Source organism: Frankia sp. Cppng1_Ct_nod (assembly GCF_920656135.1).
Lineage (GTDB): Bacteria > Actinomycetota > Actinomycetes > Frankiales > Frankiaceae > Protofrankia > Protofrankia meridionalis.
Genome location: NZ_CAKKTK010000076.1, coordinates 1 through 21578, shown reverse-complemented (window position 1 = coordinate 21578; position 21578 = coordinate 1). Strand labels below are relative to the sequence as shown.

Below are 21578 nucleotides of genomic sequence, written 5' to 3'. Positions count from 1 at the left end.
GTGCGCGCCCGCGACCCGGACCGGTACGCCGACCGGCTGGCGGCGCTCGCCGGCGCGCACGCCGAACAGGCCGCTGAGCGCCGCTGCGAGGCCCTTCGGGCGAGGCTGCACCAGGCGCATCCGCGGTTGGCGGCGCTGCTCACCGAGACCTGCGATGATCCGGTGTGGGACGCCCGGCTGGCACGGCTGCCCGCCGCCTGGGCCTGGGCGCGGGCCCGTGCGTTCTTCGACTCCGAGCGCGCGCCCGGTCGCGAAGCGCGCCTCGAGGCGGAGCTGGCCGCGGCCGAGCAGTCCCTGGCCGCCGCGACCGCGACGCTCGCGACCGAGCAGGCCTGGCAGCACTGCCTGGAGCGGATGAACGCCGCGCAGGTCGCGGCGCTGCAGAGCTACCGTGCCGCCATCGACGCGCGGGGCAAGGGGTTCGGCCGGCATGCCGCGCAGTTCAGCCGGGCCGCCCGCGACGCGATGCGGGACGCGCAGGCAGCGGTCCCGGCGTGGATCATGCCGGTGCCGGACGTGCTGTCGACCATCCCGCCGGTGCGGGACAGCTTCGACGTGGTGATCGTCGACGAGGCCAGCCAGGCGAGCCTGGAAAGCCTGTTCCTGCTGTGGCTCGCGCCCCGGGTGATCGTGGTGGGGGACGACCGGCAGTGCACCCCTCCGGAGGTGGCGCTGGGCGCACTCGATCCGATCTTCGCGCGGCTGCACGAGCTTCTGCCGGACCTGCCGAGCTATCTGCGGGTGTCCTTCACCCCACGTTCCAGCCTGTTCTCCATCCTGCGGTCCCGATTCGGCCAGGTGATCCGGCTGCGGGAGCACTTCCGCTGCATGCCGGAGATCATCGAGTGGTCCAGCAGCATGTTCTACCGGGACGCACCCCTTGTCCCGTTGCGGCAGTTCGGTTCCGATCGGCTGGAACCACTGCGGACGGTGTATGTACCCGGGGCGTTCAACGAGGGGAAGAACGCGACCCTGCGCAACCAGGTCGAGGCCGAGGCGCTGGTCATGCAGCTGCTGCGGTGCGCGGCGGACCCCGCCTACGAGGGCAGGACGTTCGGTGTGATCGTGCTGCAGGGCAACGCGCAGGCCGATCTCATCCGTAACGCCCTGCTGCGCCGGATGTCCCGCCAGGAGCAGGAGGACCGGCGGCTGCGGATCGGCACCCCGCCGGACTTCCAGGGCGACGAGCGTCATGTGGTGTTCCTGTCGATGGTCCTCGCCCCGGACACGCGCACCATGGCCCTGACGAAACTGGAGTACCAGCGCCGGTTCAACGTGGCCGCCTCCCGGGCGCGCGACCAGGTCTGGCTGTTCCACTCGGTCACCCCGGACGCGTTGAACCCGTCCGATCTGCGCCACTCCTACCTGACGTACCTGCGGACCCGACCCCACACCGGCGCGCCGGACGGTTTTGCGACCGTGGTGCGCCGGGACGTGCCGGTCCGGCCGTTCGAGAGCCTGTTCGAGCAGCGGGTGTTCCTCGACATCCGCGCCAGGGGTTTCTCGGTCACCCCGCAGGTCGAGGTGAACGGCCGTCGCATCGACCTGGTCGTGACCGGTGGCGCGGCAAAGCTCGCGGTCGAGTGCGACGGCGACGCCTGGCATTCCAGCCCCGAGCAGATCGAGGCCGATCTCGCCCGGGAACGCGAGCTCAAACGGGCCGGATGGCGTTTCTGGCGGGTGCGCGGATCCGAGTACAACTTCGATCCCGAAGCCGCGCTGACCGGGCTGTGGCAGACGCTCGACGGGCTCGGGATCTCCCCGTCCATGCCGGTGTGGACGGGCGGCGGCCCGGGATCGACCCACGTCCGGCCATCATCCGGTGTCGCTGTGCCGTCCGGTGCTGTGGAGTGGGAGCCGATGGCCCTGGTGCCGGACGAGGGGCTGGACGATCTGCTGGAGGCCGCGCAGTGAAGAAATGCTGCCGCGCAGTGAAGAAACGCTGACGTTTCACGGTGCGGATGCCGGGGAACTTGACGGGCGCACGGATGTCGGGGAAGGTAGACGCATGCTCTTCGGCATCCTCGTACTTGTAGAGCGCGCGTAGTCGATCGGAAACTCTAGTCGATCACAGGCTGCGTGCGCCGCCCCTCAGTGCCTCCTGGCACGGGGGGTTTTTTTATGCCCGGCACGACCCACCTGTCACCACCGCGCAACGCCAAGGAAGACGATCAGATGAGCAGAGAGATCACTGGAGCGCAGTCGCTCGTGCTTTCACTGGAGGCGGTCGGAGCCGACGTGGTCTTCGGCATCCCCGGCGGCGCGATCCTCCCGTTGTACGACCCGTTGTACGACGCCGAACGCCTCCGCCACATCCTGGTCCGCCACGAGCAGGGTGCCGGGCACGCCGCCGAGGGCTATGCCCAGGCCACCGGACGGGTGGGGGTGTGCATCGCGACGTCCGGGCCGGGCGCGACGAACCTGGTCACGCCTATCGCGGATGCCTACATGGATTCGGTGCCGATGGTGGCGATCACCGGCCAGGTGCCGAGCGCGGCGATCGGCACCGACGCCTTCCAGGAAGCTGACATCTGCGGCATCACGATGCCGATCACCAAACACAACTTCCTTGTCCAGTCCGCCGATGAGATCCCCCGCACGATCGCCGAGGCGTTCCACATCGCCTCGACGGGCCGGCCCGGGCCGGTCCTGGTCGACCTGCCCAAGGACATCCTGCAGGCAACGACCGCGGTGCTCCCCGGTGACATCTGGCCGCCCACGTTGTACCTGCCCGGCTACCGGCCGGTGACCCGACCGCACGCCAAGCAGGTCCGGGAGGCCGCGAAGCTGATCACTTCCGCCCGCCGCCCGGTCCTGTACATCGGCGGCGGGGTGCTCAAGGCCCGTGCCGCCCGCGAACTGCGGGTGCTTGCCGAGCTCACCGGCATTCCGGTGGTGACGACGCTGATGGCCCGCGGGGCGTTCCCCGACTCCCATCCGCAGCACCTGGGCATGCCCGGGATGCACGGGTCGGTCGCCGCGGTGACCGCGTTGCAGAAGTCCGACCTGCTGATCACCCTGGGTGCCCGTTTCGACGACCGGGTGACCGGCAAGCTCGCGTCGTTCGCGCCGCGGGCCGCGGTCATCCACGCCGACATCGACCCGGCTGAGATCGGTAAGAACCGGGTCGCGGACGTGCCGATCGTGGGGGACTGCCGAGAGGTGATCGTCGAGCTCGTCGCCGCGCTGCAGGCGGAGCCGCGGGCGGACCTCGGTGGCTGGTGGCGGCAGATCGACGGCTGGCGGGGGACCTACCCGCTCGGCTACGACGTGCCTCCGGATGGTTCGATCGCCCCGCAGTACGCCATCGAGCGGATCGGGAAGATCGCCGGCCCGGAGGCCCTGTACGTCGCCGGGGTCGGCCAGCACCAGATGTGGGCGGCACAGTTCATCTCCTACGAGCATCCGTACACGTGGCTGAACTCCGGCGGCCTGGGGACGATGGGCTACGCCGTGCCCGCGGCGATGGGCGCCAAGGTGGGCCGGCCCGAGGCGACCGTGTGGGCGATCGACGGTGACGGCTGCTTCCAGATGACCAACCAGGAGCTGGCGACCTGTGCACTGGAAGGCATCCCGATCAAGGTTGCTGTCATCAACAACGGCGCGCTCGGCATGGTCCGGCAGTGGCAGACCCTCTTCTACGACCGGCGCTACTCCAACACCGAACTCGGCACCCATCCGGGCGGTGCCGGGCAGCGGGCCGGGCAGGGTTCCGGACGGAGCCCGCGCCGGGTGCCGGACTTCGTGCGCCTCGCCGAGGCGCTCGGCTGTGTGGGTATGCGCTGTGAGTCGCCGGACGAGGTCGACGCGACGATCGAGAAGGCGATGGCCATCGACGACGCGCCGGTCCTGGTCGACTTCATCGTCCACCAGGATGCGATGGTGTGGCCGATGGTCGCCGCCGGCGCGAGTAACGACGAGATCAGGATCGCTCGGGACATCGCGCCCGACTTCGACTACGAAGAGGTTTAGGTCGTGTCCACGCACACGCTGTCGGTGCTGGTGGAGAACAAGCCCGGCGTTCTTGCCCGGGTCGCGGGACTGTTCTCCCGGCGCGGTTTCAATATCGAGTCGCTCGCGGTCGGACCGACCGAGCACGATGACATCTCCCGGATGACGATTGTCGTGACCGTTGATGAGCTACCGCTCGAACAGGTCACGAAACAGCTCAACAAGCTGATCAACGTCATCAAGATCGTTGAAATGGACCCAGCGGTGGCGGTCCGCCGCGAGCTTGTTCTGATCAAGGTGCGGGCGGACATGTCCGTCCGTTCGCAGGTCCTGGAAACCGTCCAGCTCTTCCGCGCCAAGGTGGTCGATGTCGCGCCTGACGCGGTCACCGTGGAGGCCACCGGGACCCGCGACAAGCTCGACGCGCTCATTCGGATGCTCGAGCCGTTCGGGATCCGGGAGCTGGTCCAGTCCGGCATGGTAGCGCTCGGTCGAGGCTCCCGATCGATTACCGACCGTAGTTTGCGTGCTCTCGACCGAACCGCCTAGCGCCGGGTCAGGCGTCGGGTCAGGCGTCGGGTCAGGCGTCGGGTCAGGCGTCGGGTCAGGCAATGACCAACCCGTCCTTTCCTCATCCAGAGAAAGAAGTGTCGCCCACGATGGCCGAGATCTACTACGACGCAGACGCGTCGCTCGACAACATCATCAATCGTAAGGTCGCTGTCATCGGATACGGCAGCCAGGGCCATGCCCACGCACTCAACCTGCGCGACAGCGGTGTCGACGTCCGGGTCGGCCTGCCCGAGGGCAGCCGTAGCTGGGCGAAGGCCGCCGAGCAGGGCCTGCGGGTGCTCACCCCGGGCGAGGCGTCCGCCGAAGCTGATGTGATCATGCTGTTGGCGCCGGACACCGCCCACCGCAAGATCTACGCGGAGTCCATCGCGCCGAACCTGGCGCCGGGCAAGGCGCTCGCGTTCGGCCACGGCTTCAACATCCGCTTCGGTCTGATCGACCCGCCGGCCGGCGTGGACGTGTTCATGGTCGCTCCGAAGGGGCCGGGGCACCTGGTCCGGCGGACCTTCACCGAGGGCAAGGGCGTTCCCGTGCTGGTCGCGGTGGAGGCCGACGCGTCGAGCAGCGCCTTCGCGCTCGCGCTCGCCTACGCCAAGGCGATCGGCGGCACCCGCGCCGGCGCGCTGCGCACCACCTTCACCGAGGAGACCGAGACCGACCTCTTCGGTGAGCAGGCGGTGCTGTGCGGCGGCGCGAGTGCCCTGGTGCAGGCCGGCTTCGAGACGCTGGTCGAGGCCGGATACCAACCCGAGGTGGCCTACTTCGAGTGCCTGCACGAGCTGAAGCTGATCGTCGACCTCATGTACGAGGGTGGCATCAGCCAGATGCGGTATTCGATTTCCGACACGGCCGAGTACGGCGACGTCACACGCGGACCGCGGGTGGTGACGCCGGCGGTAAAAGACGAAATGCGCCGCATTCTCGCTGAGATCCGGGACGGGTCGTTCGCCCGCGAGTGGATTTCCGAGGACGACGCGGGACGCCCGCAGTTCACCAAGCTCGTCGAGGAGGGCAAGAACCACCCGATCGAGAAGGTCGGTGCCCGGCTCCGTCCGTTGATGTCCTGGATCGCGAAGCCCACCGACTGACCTGGGACGACAGGGCTTCCCCGGATAGCGGCCCGCCCACGAAGCCGCTATCCGGGGAGGCTTTGTCAGTCGGTACGCTGGGTCGCGCTCGCAGCCGTTCACACCTTAGAGGGATCGCCCCCGCCCGCGCCGTCTTCACCGAGGAGCCTCACCGTGCCCGTCGTCCTGGTTGCCGAGGAGCTGTCACCGGCCGGGCTGGAGCTGCTGTCCGGCGAGTTCGAGGTCCGTCATGTGGACGGGGCCGACCGGGCCGCGCTGCTCGCCGCGGTCCCCGGCGCCCACGCACTGATCGTGCGCAGCGCGACCAGGGTGGACGCGGAGGTGCTGGCGGCCGCCCGCTCGCTCAAGGTCGTCGCCCGCGCCGGGATCGGGCTGGACAACGTCGACGTCGCAACCGCGACGACCCGTGGTGTCATGGTTGTCAACGCCCCACTGTCGAACATCGTCAGCGCCGCCGAGCACGCGGTGGCGCTCCTGGTGGCGGTGGCACGGCGGATTCCCTCGGCTCACGCGGCGCTGCGAGCCGGCGAGTGGAAGCGGTCGAAGTACGTCGGGGTCGAACTTGTGGACAAGACCGCGGGGGTGGTCGGGCTCGGCCGCATCGGCGTGCTGGTCGCGCAGCGGCTGTCCGCCTTCGGGATGCGGATCGTCGCCTACGACCCGTACGTGTCCGTGGCCCGCGCCGCCCAGATGGGGGTACATCTGGTCGACCTCGACGAGCTGTTGCGCATCAGCGACGTCATCACGATCCACCTGCCGAAGACCCCGGAGACGCTCGGACTCATCGGTAAGGACGAGCTCGAACGCGTCAAGCCGGGCGTGATCATCGTCAATGACGCCCGCGGCGGGCTCATCGACGAGGCGGCCCTGGCCGACGCCGTCCGCGACGGCCGGGTGGGTGGCGCCGGCATCGACGTGTTCGCCACCGAGCCGACCACGTCCTCGCCCCTGTTCGAACTGGACAACGTCGTGGTCACCCCGCACCTGGGGGCGTCCACGCAGGAGGCGCAGGACAAGGCGGGCCTGGCCGTGGCCCGGTCGGTGCGCCTGGCGCTGCGCGGCGAGTTCGTCCCGGACGCGGTGAACGTGCAGGCCGGTGGTGTGGTGGCCGAGGACGTGCGGCCCGGACTGCCGCTGGCTGAGAAGCTCGGCCAGCTGTTCACCGGAATCGCCGGTGGCCTCGCCGCCGCGATCACGGTCGAGGTCCGCGGTGAGATCGTCGCCTACGACGTGTCGGTGCTGCAGCTCGCCGCGCTCAAGGGGGTGTTCACCGACGTCGTCGAGGAAGCGGTCACCTACGTCAACGCGCCGCTGCTGGCCAGGGAACGGGGACTCGACGTCGCGCTGGAGACGTCCGAGGAGAGCCCCGACTACCGCAACCTGGTCACGGTCCGCGGCGTGCTGGCGGACGGGACGCCGGTATCGGTGAGTGGCACGCTCATCGGCCCCCGCCAGGTCGAGAAGGTCACCGCGATCGACGACTTCGAGGTCGACCTCCGACCGCAGGCGCACCTGGCGTTCTTCCGGTACTCCGACCGTCCGGGCGTCGTCGGTGCGGTCGGCGCGTTGCTCGGCGAAGCCCAGATCAACATCGCCAGTGCGCAGGTCAGCCGGCGGAAGGCGGGCGGTGAGGCGCTGATGTCGCTCTCGCTCGACGATGCGGTGCCGCAGGACGTCCTGGCCGAGATCGCGACGATCATCGGGGCGTCCGCCGCCCGCTCGGTCAGCCTGAGTGACGAGTAGGTCGGGGGACCGTCCGACGGCCTGATCCATCGGGCCGGCATTGTCCGACCGTGGGTCGGATGTCGGTTGCTGGTGACCTGGCACCAGGTTCGCCCGCCATGGTGTGGGAAACGCTGTCATGGGTTTACCGTGAAAGCCATGGCTCGGGATGGTCGGGACCCGTTCGAGGGGTTGCGCCTCGATGAGACATTTGTACGTTCCGCGCGTTTCGTCGAGCCGTCGGCGGACGAGCGCGCAGTGTCCACGGGTGGGATTCCGCCGGGCCACTGCCGGGTGGAACCCGCCCATCGCGGTGTATATGGTGCTTTCAACCGCTGGGTGTGGGCGCCGTACTCCCCGCGTGGTCGCCGAGCCACCAGGCTGGTGGCACTGCTGACGCTCCTGGCCGGGATGGCGGGTCTCGGTCTGTTCCTGCTGCGTCACGGTGGCCCGCGGACGGCTGCGGTCTCGGCGCCCGCTCCGTCGGCCGGCATTCCGGCGCGGGCACAGGAGCACGCGACGGCCGGCGTACCCGGCACGGGTCCTGACCTGAGCCCGGAAACGGTGCCCGGCCGCACCCAGCGGTTCGTTGTCGGGGTGTCCCTGCTGGCCGCTCTGCGGCCGGGGGACTGCCTGGCATGGAGCCCGGATCCGGATCATGAGGTCACGCCCGTCCGGGTGCCGTGCGACCAGCCGCATGTGGACGAGGTGACCCGCATCGTCGATCTCACCGGCACCTTCACGGTCTGGCCGGGCCGGCCCGCCCTGGGCGCGGCGGCCACGACCGACTGTGCGGGCGCCTCGCGGAACATCCTCGGCACCGCGGACGCGGCCCCGCACACGCAGGCCGCGTCGATCTACCCGGAGGAATCGGGATGGCTGGCCGGCGCGCGCGGCGTCGTGTGCACCATCCGCGCAGACGATCTCCAACCGCGGGCCGGTTCCCTGCGGGCGCACGGTGTGCCGGCGTAGTCGGCCGAAGTCGGTGCGATCACGGGGGACCCGTCGGATCGCGAAGCGACCTGATGGGCACGTTCCTGCGTGCCGCCGGAGGCCCTGAGGTTGTAAGCTCACCCAGCAATGTATGCGCTTCTGCTTCTTAGCTGCCGCGACGGGGCCTGAACCAGGCCGGCCTCCTCGTCGCGGAGTTCGGTGCGCGCTGGCCGCCGCAGGTTTTTCACCGAAGCAGGAGCAGCAGAGCAGTGAACACATCGCAGCAATCTTCCGGCATGCCCATCGACAAGTACCGGGCGTTCGTTCCCGTCGACCTGGCTGACCGGACGTGGCCCGCTCGTACGATCACACGCGCTCCCCGGTGGTGCAGCGTCGACCTGCGCGACGGTAACCAGGCACTGATCGACCCGATGACCCCCGCGCGCAAGATGCAGATGTTCAAACTGCTGGTGCGGATGGGTTACAAGGAGATCGAGGTCGGATTCCCCGCCGCGAGCCAGACCGACTTCGACTTCATCCGGGAGCTCATCGAGGGTGACCATATTCCGGACGATGTCACCGTCCAGGTCCTCACCCAGGCGCGTGAGGAGCTGATCGAGCGTACGGTCACCTCGCTCGTCGGCGCGCCGCGGGTCCTGATCCACCTGTACAACTCGACGTCGACGCTGCAACGCAGGGTGGTGTTCGGGCTCGACCGAGACGGCGTCACCGACATCGCCGTCCAGGGCGCGCAGTGGTGCGCCCGCTATGCCGAGAAGTTGCTGGACGGTACCAACGTCCGCTGGCAGTACAGCCCCGAGTCGTTCACCGGCACGGAGCTGGACTACGCCCTGGGAGTCTGCGAGGCGGTCATGGACGTCTGGCAGCCGACGCCGGACCGGCCGGTCGTGCTGAATCTGCCGGCGACCGTCGAGATGTCGACGCCCAACGTCTACGCCGACCAGATCGAGTGGATGTCACGCAACCTGACCCGGCGGGATTCGGTCGTGCTGTCGTTGCATCCGCACAACGATCGTGGCTGCGCGGTGGCCGCCGCGGAGCTCGGGGTCATGGCCGGTGCCGACCGGATCGAGGGGTGCCTGTTCGGCAACGGGGAACGCACCGGCAACGTCTGCCTGGTGACACTGGGACTGAACCTGTACTCCCAGGGCATCGATCCGGAAATCGACTTCCGTGACATCGACGAGATTCGCCGGACCGTCGAGTACTGCAACCAGATTCCGGTGCATCCTCGCCATCCCTACGGGGGCGACCTGGTCTACACCGCCTTTTCCGGCTCCCATCAGGACGCCATCAAGAAGGGTTTCGAGGCGATGGAGCGGACCGGGCAGCGGTTGTGGGAGGTGCCCTACCTGCCCATCGATCCGATGGACCTCGGCCGGTCCTACGAGGCTGTCATCCGGGTGAACAGCCAGTCGGGCAAGGGCGGTGTCGCCTACCTGCTGAAGTCGGAGCACTCCCTGGACCTGCCGCGCCGGCTGCAGATCGAGTTCTCCCTGGTGGTGCAACGCCACACCGACGGCGCCGGTGGGGAGGTCACCGGCGGACAGCTGTGGGAGATCTTCTCGCGGGAGTACTTCCTCGCCGGGTCCGACGCGGACGCCCCGCTGGAGCTGTTGGGTTCCCGCACGACCGCGGCTCACGGGGAGCGCGACGAGGTGAACGTCTCGGTGCGCATCCACGGGGGTGAACAGGTCATCACCGGTACCGGGAACGGCCCGATCGACGCGTTCGTGGCCGCGCTCAGCGAACGCGACGTCGAGGTACGGGTGCTGGACTACCACGAGCACGCCCTCGGGTCGGGTGCGGACGCCCGTGCCGCCGCCTACCTGGAGGTGGCCGTGGGGGACCGGGTGTTCTGGGGCGTCGGGATCGACCCCAACATCGTCACCGCGTCCCTGCGGGCGGTGGTCAGCGCGGTCAACAGGGCCTCGCGCGACCGGCGCATCGTCACCGGGGGCTGAGCGCCTACCTGAGCGCCCACCTGAGCGCCCGGCCGGCCGTCGGTTCGGACGGGCGCCGGGCCGGGCGCTTGCGGCGGCCGGCCCGGTGACTTCCGGGGATCGTTGCGGGGATCGTTGCGAGGATCGTTGCGAAGGTCCGGAAAGGGTCCGGACATCTCCGTAAGGCGCAGAATCAGCCGTTCGACGCGGACCAGACCCACTGGTCGTCCCATCCCGGTGACCACGACGACCGGGTCGAAGCGGTGTGACGGTGCGCGGTCCATCGCCCGGCGTGCCACGTCGGCGACGTGTTCGTCGGGTCGCGCGATCATGCTGACCGGGACGCGCCGGGTGGTGGTGGCGCCGTGTGGGCCGGCGCCGGGTGGGCCGGCGCCGGGGCCGCGTCCGGAAAGCTCGAGTGCGATCGGGCGATACCGCCGGTTGACCACGACCGTCGGGCCGCGGCCGCCCACGCCGGACCGCGGGCGTGACAGCAGGTCCAGCCAGCAGCCCGCCGTCTGCGGGACACCGCGGTGCGGGTGGTCGTCCCGCACCGCGCGGTCGTTCCTGAAGGGATGGTCGTCCATGAAGGAGATGCGTACCCGTTCAAGCAGGCTTCCCACTGTGTCGCCGCGGTCGGTCCGTTGGGCGAGCAGGCGGATGCGTCGGGAAACCACGGGGTCGAGGCGCTGCCAGGTGGCAGCGGGGCGGCCGAGGTACCAACCCTGCCCGAGCGCGACGCCGAGCCCGACGAGCATCGCCAGCTCTTCGTCGCGTTCGACCCCTTCGGCGATCACCCATGCGTCCAGCCGGTTGGCAAAGGTGTTGACCAGTTCGGTCAGCGCACCCCTGACCTGGTCGCCGTCGGCACAGGCGACAAGATCCCGGTCGAGTTTCACGAGTTCAGGATGGATCTGGGCGATCTGGCGCAGTCCCGCGTAGCCGGATCCGACGTCGTCCATGGCGATGAAGCCGCCGCGGTCGCGCAGTGCCTGTGTGGTCGCGGTCAGCTCGGGGACCAGCTCGACGCTGACCGCCTCGTTCAGCTCGAGGACGAGCCGGCTCAGGTCGGCGTCGAGCCAGGTGGCGGCGACCTCCGGGGCTGTGAGCAGATGCGGCATGACGTTGACGGCGAGGAAGCAGTTGGGTGGGAGTCGTTCACGTGCCAGCAGGGCCGACCGCAGCACCCGGGCCTCCAGCTGCGCGGCGACTCCGGCCCGGTCCGCGGCGGCGAACCACAGGTCGGGTGAGGGAGCGCTCGGCCGACCGAACCGGGCCAGCGCCTCGTAACCGGCGATGACGCCGCGCCGGAGGTCGACGATCGGCTGGAAGACGATCCGTGGCTGACCGGGATCGTCCAGTGCCCGGCGCAGCGCGTCGGCCCAGCCACCCGATCGGGTCGCAGCCCTGTCGGGACCGTGCCCGTCGTCGGAGCTGTGCCCGTCGTCGGGACCGTGCCCGTCGTCGGCACCGTGCTCGTCCGCGGTCAGAAGTTCTTCTGTGAGCATGCGCCGTCCACCCCCTTGTGTCGTCGCATGCCGTACCTGTCCAACATGTGGGTTCCTGCCACGTCCGTACGGTCCGGGTGTCACCGCCGGACGGAGTCGTGACAAGTGATCCGTGGACTGTACGTGAGAACCTTCGTTGGTTTCGACGTGTCGTTTCGCGTGTCGCTACGCGTTTTCCCTGGTCAGACATTTGTCGATCAACAGGTTGGATTGGGAGGTCGGCAGTTCCGCCGGGTTTCCCGCGTTTGTCGGGCAGCTGGTCCGGTTTGTCGGTTCCCGGTGACCGTGGGCGGTGTGGGGTCGGGCGTCGGCGCTGCCGCGCGGCCGGTTACAGTCGCGCCCATGAGGCTTGCGGTCATCGGCGGGGACGGCATCGGACCAGAGGTCGTCGCGGAAGGTCTGCGCGTGCTGCGGGTCGTCGAGCCCAAGGTGGAGACGACCGACTACGACCTGGGCGCGCGCCGCTGGCACGCCACCGGTGAAACCCTGCCGGACTCGGTGCTCGCCGAGCTGCGTGAGCACGACGCGATCCTGCTCGGGGCCGTCGGTGACCCCGGGGTACCCAGCGGCGTCCTGGAACGCGGGCTGCTGCTGCGGCTGCGTTTCGAACTCGACCACTACGTGAACCTGCGTCCGGTCCGGTTGTATCCGGGGGTCGCCACTCCGCTTGCGGGCGAGCCCCACATCGACATGGTGGTGGTACGGGAGGGAACCGAGGGTCCCTATGTGGGTGCCGGCGGCACCCTGCGGCGTGGCACGCCGTTCGAGGTGGCCACCGAGGAGAGCCTCAACACCCGTTTCGGTGTCGAACGCGTCGTGCGGGACGCGTTTCGCCGCGCGCAGTCGCGGCCGAGGCGGCGCCTCACCCTCGTCCACAAGACCAACGTCCTCACCAGGGCCGGCGACCTGTGGTTGCGCACGGTCGCCGAGGTCGCGGGCGAGTTCGGCGACGTGCAGGTCGACTACCAGCACGTGGACGCGGCATCGATGTTCTTCGTGACCGACCCGGGACGTTTCGACGTGGTCGTGACCGACAACATGTTCGGTGACATCCTCACCGACATCGGCGCGGCGATCACGGGTGGTATCGGGCGGGCCGCCAGCGGCAACCTGGACCCCTCCGGGGCGAACCCGAGCATGTTCGAACCGGTGCACGGCAGTGCGCCTGACATCGCCGGCCAGGGTATCGCCGACCCTACCGCCACGGTGCTGTCCGTCGCGATGCTCCTGGCGCAGTTGGGTCGCGTCGATGACGCCGCTCGGGTCGAGGCCGCGGTCGCGGCGGCCCTGGCCCACCGGTCCCGGTCGAGGACCGGATCATCAGCGGGCTACCAGCTTTCCACCCGCGAGGTGGGTGAGGACCTGGCGGCCCGCGTCGCCGGTTGAGACCGTCCGGGTGCTCTCGCCGGCGGGCCCGTGGGCCATGCGTCTGAGAGATAACTGTCCGAACCTGCCTTGACCTGCGGAAAACCGGTCAGGGCGGAATGCGCGCAAGCCGATGTCCACGGCTCGTGGGACGCTATCCTCGGAAGGGCCGTAGATCCGGTACGACGGCAGCCGACGGGGCCTGACCACGGCGAAGATCGGCGCGATCGTCACTCACTCGCCCGTAAACCGCGTCGTTCACGCCTGGAGTCACTCGTGTCCATTACACCGACGTCAAAAATCTGGATGAGCGGCGAGTTCGTCGACTGGGACGACGCCCGCATCCACGTCCTCAACCCGACCCTGCACTACGGCTGGGGTGTCTTCGAAGGCATCCGGGCGTACTCGACCGCTCGCGGCAGCGCGGTGTTCCGGCTGACCGAGCATGTCGCCCGGCTGTACCGGAGCGCCAAGATCTACATGATGGATCCGCCGTTCACCCAGGCGGAGATCATCGCCGCGATCAAGCGGACGGTCGCGGTCAACAAGGTCGATGCCTGTTACATCCGGCCGCTGATCTACCTGGGGTACGGCGAAATGGGTCTCAACCCACTGCCGTCGTCCATCGAGGTGATGATCGCGGTCTGGCCGTGGGGCTCCTATCTCGGCGCCGAGGCCGAGAAGAACGGCTGCCGGGCCACCGTCTCCACCTGGCGCCGCAATGACAGCAACATCATTCCTCCGGCGGCCAAGGCGTCCGGGCAGTATCTCAACTCGTCGCTCGCCAAGGTCGCGGCGCTCAAGGCCGGTTATGACGAGGCGATTCTGACCAGCCCCAACGGGCACATCGCCGATGGCTCGGGGGAGAACGTCTTCATCGTGTCCGGCGGCACGGTGATCACCCCGCCGCTCAGCGACGGTCCGCTCGGCGGCATCACCCGGGCGTCGATCATGCAGATCGCGGCGGACCAGGGCTACGAGGTCCGGGAACAGCACATCGTCCGCACCGACCTGTATCTCGCGGACGAGGCGTTCTTCACCGGAACGGCGGCCGAGATGGTGCCGATCGTCGAGATCGACGACCGTGCGGTCGGGACGGGCCGGCCCGGACCGATCACCCGTGAGCTGCTGGAGTTGTTCCACCAGGCGACCCGCGGGGAGCTCGACCGCTACAAGAACTGGAACGAGCTCGCCCGGGACGCCTGACACGCCGCCCGACAACCCTCCTGCCGGCCCGGCGTGGCCGCGGAGGGGGGTTCGTGCCGTGGCCATCCGCCCACCGCCCACCGCCTGCCCGCCATCCGTCCACCGCCTGCCCGCCAGCCGCAGCCACGCTGCCGCCAGCACCGCGGTGTGGCTGCGGATGGCGGCGCGTCGTTTCCCCGCTGTTCGCCACGCTGAAACCCATAGCCTGGCCAGCGGACCTTTCTGCGCCTAACGTCTCCTGTCACGTTCTTGTTTCACAAGTTCACAAGCTTCAGGGAGACCGTGATGCGGGTTTGTGACGGAATGAGCCCTCTGGTCCTCATGATCGGTCCCGGGCACACCCTGCGTCAGGCGGCACGGCTGATGGCCGCCCGAAAGGTGGGGGCGGCCGTTGTGCACGATGTCGACGGCCAGGGATACGCCATCCTCACCGAGCGTGATGTACTGTTGTCTGTGGCCGCGGGCCAGAACCCGGATGTCGAGCTGGCCGGCGATCACATTACTCGTGACGTCGTGTTCGCGGACCCTGACTGGTCGCTGGACGATGCTGCCGCTTCGATGCTTCGCGGCGGATTTCGGCACCTGATCGTCTGTGCGGGTGGCGAGGTGGCGGGTGTGTTGTCCATGCGAGACGTAGTGCGTTGCTGGAGCAGTCGGCGTGCGGTTGTTTAGCTACCGGCGTGCTTCCGTTTGATCGACTGGCCCCTTGGGTGGATTTTGCGCTCTACGGGCGCACATCACTGTCAAAGTGAGGCGTGCGCCGCCCACATTTCCCGACATTGGCGCTACGGTCACGGTGTGCTGGAGGAAGAGGCGGTCGCGCTGCTCCGGGCGACCACATTGCTGAAGGAACTGGACGAGCAGGCCCTGGCGCGTCTTGCGGCGAGGTCTGTCGCGCGCCGGTATCGCCGTGGCCAAGTTGTCTTTACTGAAGGTGATCCATCTGACACGTTGCTCGTAGTGGCCTCCGGCCGGCTGAAAGTTCTCACGACCGCTGACGACGGCCGCGACCACGTCCTCAACATTGCCGGCCCCGGCGACACCCTCGGTGAACTCAACATCGTCGAGGCCGGTCCCCGATCCGCCAGCGTCGAGGCTCTGGAGCCTAGCGAGGCTCTCGTCCTCGACCGGGCCGCCGTGTGGGAACTGGTACGGGAGCGGCCGGCCGTGGCCGAACAGCTCATCCGTGCACTGGTGGCGCATGTTCGCCGGCTGACCGGGGCAAACGCCGACCTTGTCTTCCTGGACCTGCCCCGCAGGGTCGCCAAGCTGCTCCTGTTGCGGATGCGGGAGGCCGGCCGTCCGCTCATCGAGCTCGGCCTGACCCAGACGGAGATCGCTTCTCTGCTGGGTGGCTCGCGCCAGTCGGTCAATCAGGCGTTGCGGGACTTCGAGAAGCGCAACTGGATCCTGGCCGAAGGGCAGACGGTCACCATCCTCCAGGTCGACCGTCTGCGGCGCTTCGCCGGCGACTGAGGCTTCCCCTGCGGCTTCCCCCCGAATGGCCGCTTTGCAGCGATTCGGGGACGGTCCCGGCATCCTGGACTGATCGAACCCGATGTCGGTGGTTCGGGCCGCAGCACGTCTCGTAAAGTGGGCGGTCGGCGGTGAACCCGCCATCGTCGCGCGTACCGGTTGCCAACCCACGCTGCCGGACGCGTGACACCCCTTGCGGTCGGGCCTGTCCGGTGGATGTCGGTCGATGCGGTCGACCATCCGCCGAACAGGCTCCGGGTCCGCCGCGAACGCAGGTGAAACGCAGGTGAGAGGCGCATTGTGCTGCCAGGTAACGCGCTGCCAGGTGATCCCGGGTCCTTCCACGTCTACGACACGACGCTGCGTGACGGGACCCAACAGGAGGGGCTTTCGCTGTCGGTCGGCGACAAGCTCGCGGTAGCCCGCCACCTCGACGAGTTCGGCGTCGGCTTCATCGAGGGTGGCTGGCCCGGATCGAACCCCAAGGACGCGGAGTTCTTCCACCGTGCCCGAACCGAACTGCGCCTGGATCATGCCGTTCTCACCGCGTTCGGCGCGACGCGGCGGGCTGGTATCGCCGCCGCCGACGACGCTCAGGTCGCGGCGTTGCGCGACGCCGGCACGGATGTTGTCTGCCTGGTCGCGAAGGCTGATCGCCGCCATGTCGAGCGGGCACTTCGCACCACCCCGGCCGAGAACCTGGCGATGATCCGGGACACCGTGACGCATCTGCGTGCCGAGGGCAAGCGGGTGTTCGTCGACGCGGAGCACTTCTTCGACGGTCACCGTGCCGACGCCGACTACGCCCTGGAGATGGTCCGGGTCGCCGCGCAGGCCGGTGCCGAGGTCGTCGTCCTCTGCGACACCAACGGCGGAATGCTGCCGATGCGTATCGGTGATGTTGTCGCCGCCGTCGGTGCCGCCACGGGTGCGCGCCTGGGTATCCACTGTCACGATGACGCGGCCTGCGCGGTCGCTAACACCCTGGTCGCGGTCGATGCCGGGGCCACCCATGTGCAGGGCACCGCCAACGGTTACGGCGAGCGGTGCGGAAACGCCGACCTGTTCAGCGTCGTCGCGGGGCTGGAGACCAAGTTGGGACGCCCGGTGCTGCCCGCGGGCAGGCTGGCCGAACTGGTCCGGGTCTCGCACGCCATCGACGAGATCACCAACTGCGTTCCGGACACCCACCGCGCCTACGTCGGCGCGAGCGCGTTCGCGCACAAGGCCGGGCTGCACGCCAGCGCGGTCAAAGTGGACCCGGACATGTACCAGCACATCGACCCGTCCACGGTCGGTAACGACATGCGGATGCTGGTCTCGGAACTCGCGGGCCGGGCCACGATCGAACTCAAGGGCCGGGAGCTGGGGCTGGACCTGTCCGGTCAGCGGGAGGCTCTCGGGCGGGTCGTGGAGCTGGTGAAGGAGCGGGAGGCGAGCGGCTACGCCTACGAGGCGGCGGAGGCATCCTTCGAGCTGCTGCTGCGCGACGAGGTCGAAGGCGAGCGTCGGTTCTTCACCCTCGAGTCGTGGCGTGTGATCGTCGAACAGCGGCCCGATGGTGAGGTCGTGAGCGAAGCGACCGTGAAGATCTTTTCTCGCGGGGAGCGGCTGGTGTCGACCGCCGAGGGTAACGGCCCGGTCAACGCCCTTGACCGGGCGCTGCGGGAGGCACTGGAGAAGAGTTACCCGGGCCTCGCGGACCTCGACCTCGTCGACTACAAGGTGCGCATCCTCGATGGCAGATCCGGCACCGGAGCGGTGACCCGGGTGCTGGTGGGGACGAGCGACGGCCGCGACAGGTGGGACACGATCGGCGTCGACGAGAACATCATCGCCGCGTCCTGGGCGGCGTTGCAGGACGCCGTCACCTACGGTCTGCGCCGCCAGGGCGAAAGGGTCGACCGGGACGCCTGACATCCGGGGCCGTTCCGGGGGTGGCCGTTGTTTCGTTCATGTTCCGCGGAATGTCAGGTTCTGGCACACGCCGCGGAAAGCCACCGTATGAGTGTGGATGAATACCATTGATCCCGACTGCCGGTAACATAACCGCTTCGGGGGAGGACGTCTGTGCCGCGAATTGTGGTGCGGGATGCACGGGTCCTCGGGCTTACAGCGCTCGTCGTGGTCGCCGCGTCGGTCGCGGCGGCTCCCCAGGCCTCGGACTCCTGGTCACGGCAGGGCGAGCGGCCGGGTGACCATGGTTCGGTGGACGGGCGGCTGGAACGCGGCGGGGATCTCCCCGCGTCCGTCCTGTCGAGGGACGCGGCGCGTGCGGACGAGGACCGCCTCGCCGCCGAGGTGGCCGCACAGGCCCCGCCGATCACCACCACCGCGAACGCGTCCACTGTGTCCACCGCGTCCACGAGCGCGGCCACGCCGACCGGTACCGGCGGGGACGGCAGGGTCAGGCTGACCGGCGCGGATCTCGCCATCCCCACCCGGGTGCTGGCCGCCTACCGGGGCGCGGCCACGCGGATCAACATCGAGCGGCCCGGATGCCGGCTCTCCTGGCCGGTGCTGGCCGGGATCGGCAAGGTCGAGTCGGGTCACGCCATCGGCCGGCAGATCAGCGCGGACGGCACGGTCACCCCGACGATTCTCGGGCCACGGCTCGACGGCTCCGCCGGCACTGCACGGATCACCGACACCGACGGGGGACTACTCGACCACGACACCGAACTCGACCGGGCGGTCGGCCCGATGCAGTTCATCCCGTCCACCTGGAAATGGGCGGGTCGGGACGGCAACGGCGACGGCACCGCATCCCCGGACAACATCAGTGACGCGACGCTCGCCGCCGCGGGTTACCTGTGCCGGGCCGGCGACCTCAGCGTTCCCGAGCGGCTGACAGCGGCGGTTCACAGCTACAACCCGTCGGACGAGTATGTCCGTACCGTCCTGGCGTGGGCTGACGAATACGCGTCCGCGGATCCGGCGGTGCTGGCCGCGGCGGGTACCAGGGCGGACGCCAGGACGCCCGCGCAGGCGAAGACGCCGGCGCCGGCCGCGGCTGCTCAGCCGCAGGTGCACACGGTAAGCCTCACGGAGCCGGCCCCGAGTTCGACTCCGACCCCGACCCCGCGCGCGTACCCGTCCTCGGCGCCCACCTCGGCGGCTCCGGCTCCGACTCCAACCCCGAGCGCTTCCCCGTCGCCGGCTGCGAATCCGGTTCCGGTCGCGGCGTCGCCATTGTCGTCGCCGACAGCAACACCGACGGCGTCCACGACCGGTCCGGGTGCGGGCGGTGGGTCGTGCCCAGGGTGGTCGGTCGTACCCGGCCCGGCGGGTGTCGCGATCGTCGACTCCGGCTCCGCCGTTGTCGGAGTCGGAGTCGGAGTCGGAGCCGACGGTCAGGCGTTTCGCGATGCCGCCGCGAACAGGGTCCCGCGGATCGAGGCGACTGCGCTGCCGAGCGCGGCGGGGTGCGCGGCGTCGACGCCCTGACATTTTCGCTGTAGCGGAAAGTAACCGTCCAGATGGCGGTAGGCGTGTGTCGGGCATAGCCTGACTCCTCCGGATCGATGGTCCGCCACAGCTTTGTGGCGATCACGATCTTGTGGCGATCGCGGCTTCGCGGCGATGTCGGGGAGGGCACCATGTTCCTTCAGGTCTTTCAGGGCCGGGTCGGCGATGTCGAGGAGGTGCGCTCGGCTCTGGACCGCTGGGTGGCCGACCTCGCTCCCACGGCGCCCGGCTGGCTGGGGTCCACGGCCGGCGTGACCGACGGCGGGATGTTCGTGGGGCTCGCCCGGTTCGCCTCGGCGGAGGAGGCGCGACGCAACAGCGAGCGGCCCGAGCAGCATCAGTGGTGGATGGAGACGGCGAAGCTGTTCAGCGGGGAGGTCGTCTTCCACGACTACACCGACGTCGAGCAGATGATGGGCGGCGGCTCCGACGATGCCGGGTTCGTCCAGGTCATCCAGGGCCGGACGACGGACGCGGAGCGGCTGCGCGCGCTCGGCCGGGAGTTCGAACGCCTCGCCCCGGGCCTTCGCCCGGACATCCTGGGCGCGACCGCCGGTCTGGCCGGCGACGGGACCTTCACCCAGGCGGTCTACTTCACCTCCGAGGAGGCGGCCCGCACGGGCGAGCGGGCCGAGCCGCCGCCCGAGGTGGCCCGGCTCATGGAGCAGGAGAACGCGCTGATGGCGGATCTCTTCTACTTCGACCTGCGCAATCCCTGGCTGGTCTCCCCGCGGTAAGCACGAGCGGGACGCCTGCCGCAAGCGCAGGATGGCGGTGGTGGGACGCGCCCACGTTCCGCCACCGCGGACCGCCTCGGTGAGTGGACTGTCACCCGAGTTCGCTTATCATCCCCGTTGTCCGATGACAGTGGTTGTCCGATGGCGGCGGGGGGGCGTGGCGGGGCGTTCCAGAGAACGGCGGTGGCCCTGATAGTGGTGGTCCTGGTAGCGGTGGCGGTGCGACGCTGGTGGACCGTCCGCCCCGGGTGTTCGTCTCCTATGCCCACGGGTCGCCTGAGCATGACGACACCGTCCGCGATCTGTGGATCTTCCTGAGGTCGCGGGGGATTGACGCGAAGCTCGACAAGCCCGCGGCCGAACGGCGGCAGGACTGGCCGCTGTGGATGCTCGCCGAGGTCCGTGCCGCCGACCACGTACTGATCATCGCTTCGCCGGAGTACCGTCGCCGGGCCGAGGGGGACGCCGCTCCGGACGAGGGTCGCGGGGTGCAGTTCGAGGCGGCGCTGATCCGCGACGAGCTTTACCGCGACCGGCCAGCTGGGATGACATCGGTGCTGGTCAGGCCGGGTAGCGGCGGGTGTCGCGGTGCCGCTACGCCCGAGCCGGGCCGTTACCGCGTCACCGGACGCCCGGCCCAACGACGGGACGATCCTGGAGCCGCGCACGTCGTTGGGGTCGTCCCTGGGCTCAGCCGGCCGGCGGATCGGCGCGGATGGTGGCCGGCGGCTGAGGTTCAGCGGCGGCCTCGGAAGTGGCCGTCGTCGATGGCGAACACGAAGGCCAGCGCAAGAGGGGAGAGATGCGGCGACCCGGTCCCCACTTTCGACCGAGGCACCTCCTGGCTGAAACCGCAGGTCAGAAAGATTAACCCGACCTGATCCGCAGAGAATTTAACCCTTCACCTCGACCTGTGCAACCGCAAGTCGACGACGACGCTTGACGATAAGAGCGAATTAACCTACGCTGACGAACGAGTTCTCATCTGGGGAGGATGTTTTGATACGCACCCATGTTCCCTCGAACGAAAACACGGCCGCAGGCTACGCACCCATCTATCACGACACCCGGTCGCGCATGGAGCAGGTCTTCGGCACGCGTAGCGAGAAGCACTGGCCGGCCGGCGAGCAGACCTGTTCGAAGTGCTACAGCATTACTCCCGCGGTGAAGCCGGCCGCCGTTTCGCCGACGCACTGATGCGACATCGGAGGGCGCGCCATCTTCCGCTCCACCATGATGGCATCGCTGGATCTTGATGGCTGCCACCCGCACGAGCGTACGTCATGGCCGGATAATTCCCGGGCGCCGACGGGTCGCCGCACCGCACGCAAATCTGCGTCGTCTTTCACGCGAAAGCGCGCGGTGAGGGCCGCAACAGCCGGCGCGTTCCGGCGCAGACGGACCATCCGCCTCATGCGCAGCTTAGTAAAGATCTCCTCGACAACATTGCCGTATAGTCTTCCGCTCGACCGACAATCTTGATTCGGCCAGAAAAGGATTGATAGGTGGAGAAGATCGTCCTCACGGCACGTCCGGGATCCATTCTTGACAAATGCCTCACCGCAGTGCCGAACATGGATGCGGGCC

16 protein-coding genes and 1 pseudogene are annotated in these 21578 nt (G+C 68.9%); 15 read left to right on the top strand and 2 right to left on the bottom strand.

Translation table 11 applies throughout. From position 1 onward, the window contains the following. From NBW77_RS18095 to leuA, 7 genes are all read left to right on the top strand, one after another. On the top strand, window positions 1-1914 hold a 1914-nt coding region (locus NBW77_RS18095; protein WP_250280054.1), incomplete at its 5' end, for a PDDEXK-like endonuclease domain-containing protein. A 207-nt stretch (window positions 1915-2121) separates the two neighbouring features. Beyond that, the gene (locus NBW77_RS18090) at window positions 2122-3972 is read left to right on the top strand and encodes an acetolactate synthase large subunit (protein ID WP_284346950.1); all 1851 of its coding nucleotides are present in this window, start codon (window positions 2122-2124) and stop codon (window positions 3970-3972) included. Window positions 3973-3975: 3 nt separating this feature from the next. Beyond that, on the top strand, window positions 3976-4500 hold the full coding sequence (gene ilvN, locus NBW77_RS18085) for an acetolactate synthase small subunit (RefSeq protein WP_131748043.1): 525 nt from the start codon (window positions 3976-3978) through the stop codon (window positions 4498-4500). 110 nt (window positions 4501-4610) lie between these two features. Next, window positions 4611-5612, top strand: a complete 1002-nt coding sequence (ilvC, locus tag NBW77_RS18080) for a ketol-acid reductoisomerase (RefSeq protein WP_250280052.1) — start codon at window positions 4611-4613, stop codon at window positions 5610-5612. A gap of 153 nt (window positions 5613-5765) precedes the next feature. Continuing rightward, complete coding sequence (gene serA / locus NBW77_RS18075; protein ID WP_131748041.1) at window positions 5766-7355, top strand: phosphoglycerate dehydrogenase; 1590 nt, start codon at window positions 5766-5768, stop codon at window positions 7353-7355. A gap of 138 nt (window positions 7356-7493) precedes the next feature. Then, window positions 7494-8306: a septum formation family protein gene (locus NBW77_RS18070; protein WP_250280051.1), complete on the top strand. Its 813-nt coding sequence runs from the start codon at window positions 7494-7496 to the stop codon at window positions 8304-8306. Between the two features lie 257 nt (window positions 8307-8563). Continuing rightward, window positions 8564-10252, top strand: a complete 1689-nt coding sequence (gene leuA / locus NBW77_RS18065) for a 2-isopropylmalate synthase (protein WP_207387150.1) — start codon at window positions 8564-8566, stop codon at window positions 10250-10252. A 695-nt stretch (window positions 10253-10947) separates the two neighbouring features. Here the strand turns inward: leuA and NBW77_RS18060 are convergent. Further along, window positions 10948-11739: pseudogene (locus NBW77_RS18060) on the bottom strand (EAL domain-containing protein); the annotation flags it as partial. A 342-nt stretch (window positions 11740-12081) separates the two neighbouring features. Here NBW77_RS18060 and NBW77_RS18055 point away from each other — a divergent pair. From NBW77_RS18055 to NBW77_RS18020, 8 genes are all read left to right on the top strand, one after another. Beyond that, on the top strand, window positions 12082-13125 hold the full coding sequence (locus NBW77_RS18055; RefSeq protein WP_131748158.1) for a 3-isopropylmalate dehydrogenase: 1044 nt from the start codon (window positions 12082-12084) through the stop codon (window positions 13123-13125). A gap of 255 nt (window positions 13126-13380) precedes the next feature. Further along, window positions 13381-14310: a branched-chain amino acid transaminase gene (locus NBW77_RS18050; RefSeq protein WP_131748036.1), complete on the top strand. Its 930-nt coding sequence runs from the start codon at window positions 13381-13383 to the stop codon at window positions 14308-14310. Between the two features lie 285 nt (window positions 14311-14595). Next, the gene (locus NBW77_RS18045; RefSeq protein WP_131748034.1) at window positions 14596-14982 is read left to right on the top strand and encodes a CBS domain-containing protein; all 387 of its coding nucleotides are present in this window, start codon (window positions 14596-14598) and stop codon (window positions 14980-14982) included. A 126-nt stretch (window positions 14983-15108) separates the two neighbouring features. Beyond that, window positions 15109-15786: a Crp/Fnr family transcriptional regulator gene (locus NBW77_RS18040; protein WP_131748032.1), complete on the top strand. Its 678-nt coding sequence runs from the start codon at window positions 15109-15111 to the stop codon at window positions 15784-15786. Between the two features lie 300 nt (window positions 15787-16086). Beyond that, a complete protein-coding gene (gene cimA, locus NBW77_RS18035; protein ID WP_250280050.1) occupies window positions 16087-17703 on the top strand; it encodes a citramalate synthase in 1617 nt (538 codons plus the stop codon). A gap of 153 nt (window positions 17704-17856) precedes the next feature. Beyond that, window positions 17857-19233 carry a lytic transglycosylase domain-containing protein gene (locus tag NBW77_RS18030; protein ID WP_131748030.1) on the top strand — a complete coding sequence of 459 codons (1377 nt, stop codon included), beginning with the start codon at window positions 17857-17859 and terminating at the stop codon, window positions 19231-19233. 152 nt (window positions 19234-19385) lie between these two features. Further along, complete coding sequence (locus tag NBW77_RS18025; RefSeq protein WP_131748028.1) at window positions 19386-19991, top strand: hypothetical protein; 606 nt, start codon at window positions 19386-19388, stop codon at window positions 19989-19991. 230 nt (window positions 19992-20221) lie between these two features. After that, a complete protein-coding gene (locus NBW77_RS18020; protein WP_165486259.1) occupies window positions 20222-20872 on the top strand; it encodes a toll/interleukin-1 receptor domain-containing protein in 651 nt (216 codons plus the stop codon). Between the two features lie 264 nt (window positions 20873-21136). Here the strand turns inward: NBW77_RS18020 and NBW77_RS18015 are convergent. Next, the coding region (locus NBW77_RS18015; RefSeq protein WP_250280049.1) for a hypothetical protein at window positions 21137-21578 on the bottom strand (442 nt) is incomplete at its 5' end.

Excerpts from the sequence above, each read along its gene's own strand:
- NBW77_RS18090 (WP_284346950.1), top strand. The coding sequence starts at position 2,122 with ATGCCCGGCACGACCCACCTGTCACCACCGCGCAACGCCAAGGAAGAC.
- ilvC (WP_250280052.1), top strand. The coding sequence starts at position 4,611 with ATGGCCGAGATCTACTACGACGCAGACGCGTCGCTCGACAACATCATC.
- NBW77_RS18070 (WP_250280051.1), top strand. The coding sequence starts at position 7,494 with ATGGCTCGGGATGGTCGGGACCCGTTCGAGGGGTTGCGCCTCGATGAG.
- leuA (WP_207387150.1), top strand. The coding sequence starts at position 8,564 with ATGCCCATCGACAAGTACCGGGCGTTCGTTCCCGTCGACCTGGCTGAC.
- NBW77_RS18055 (WP_131748158.1), top strand. The coding sequence starts at position 12,082 with ATGAGGCTTGCGGTCATCGGCGGGGACGGCATCGGACCAGAGGTCGTC.
- NBW77_RS18045 (WP_131748034.1), top strand. The coding sequence starts at position 14,596 with ATGCGGGTTTGTGACGGAATGAGCCCTCTGGTCCTCATGATCGGTCCC.
- NBW77_RS18025 (WP_131748028.1), top strand. The coding sequence starts at position 19,386 with ATGTTCCTTCAGGTCTTTCAGGGCCGGGTCGGCGATGTCGAGGAGGTG.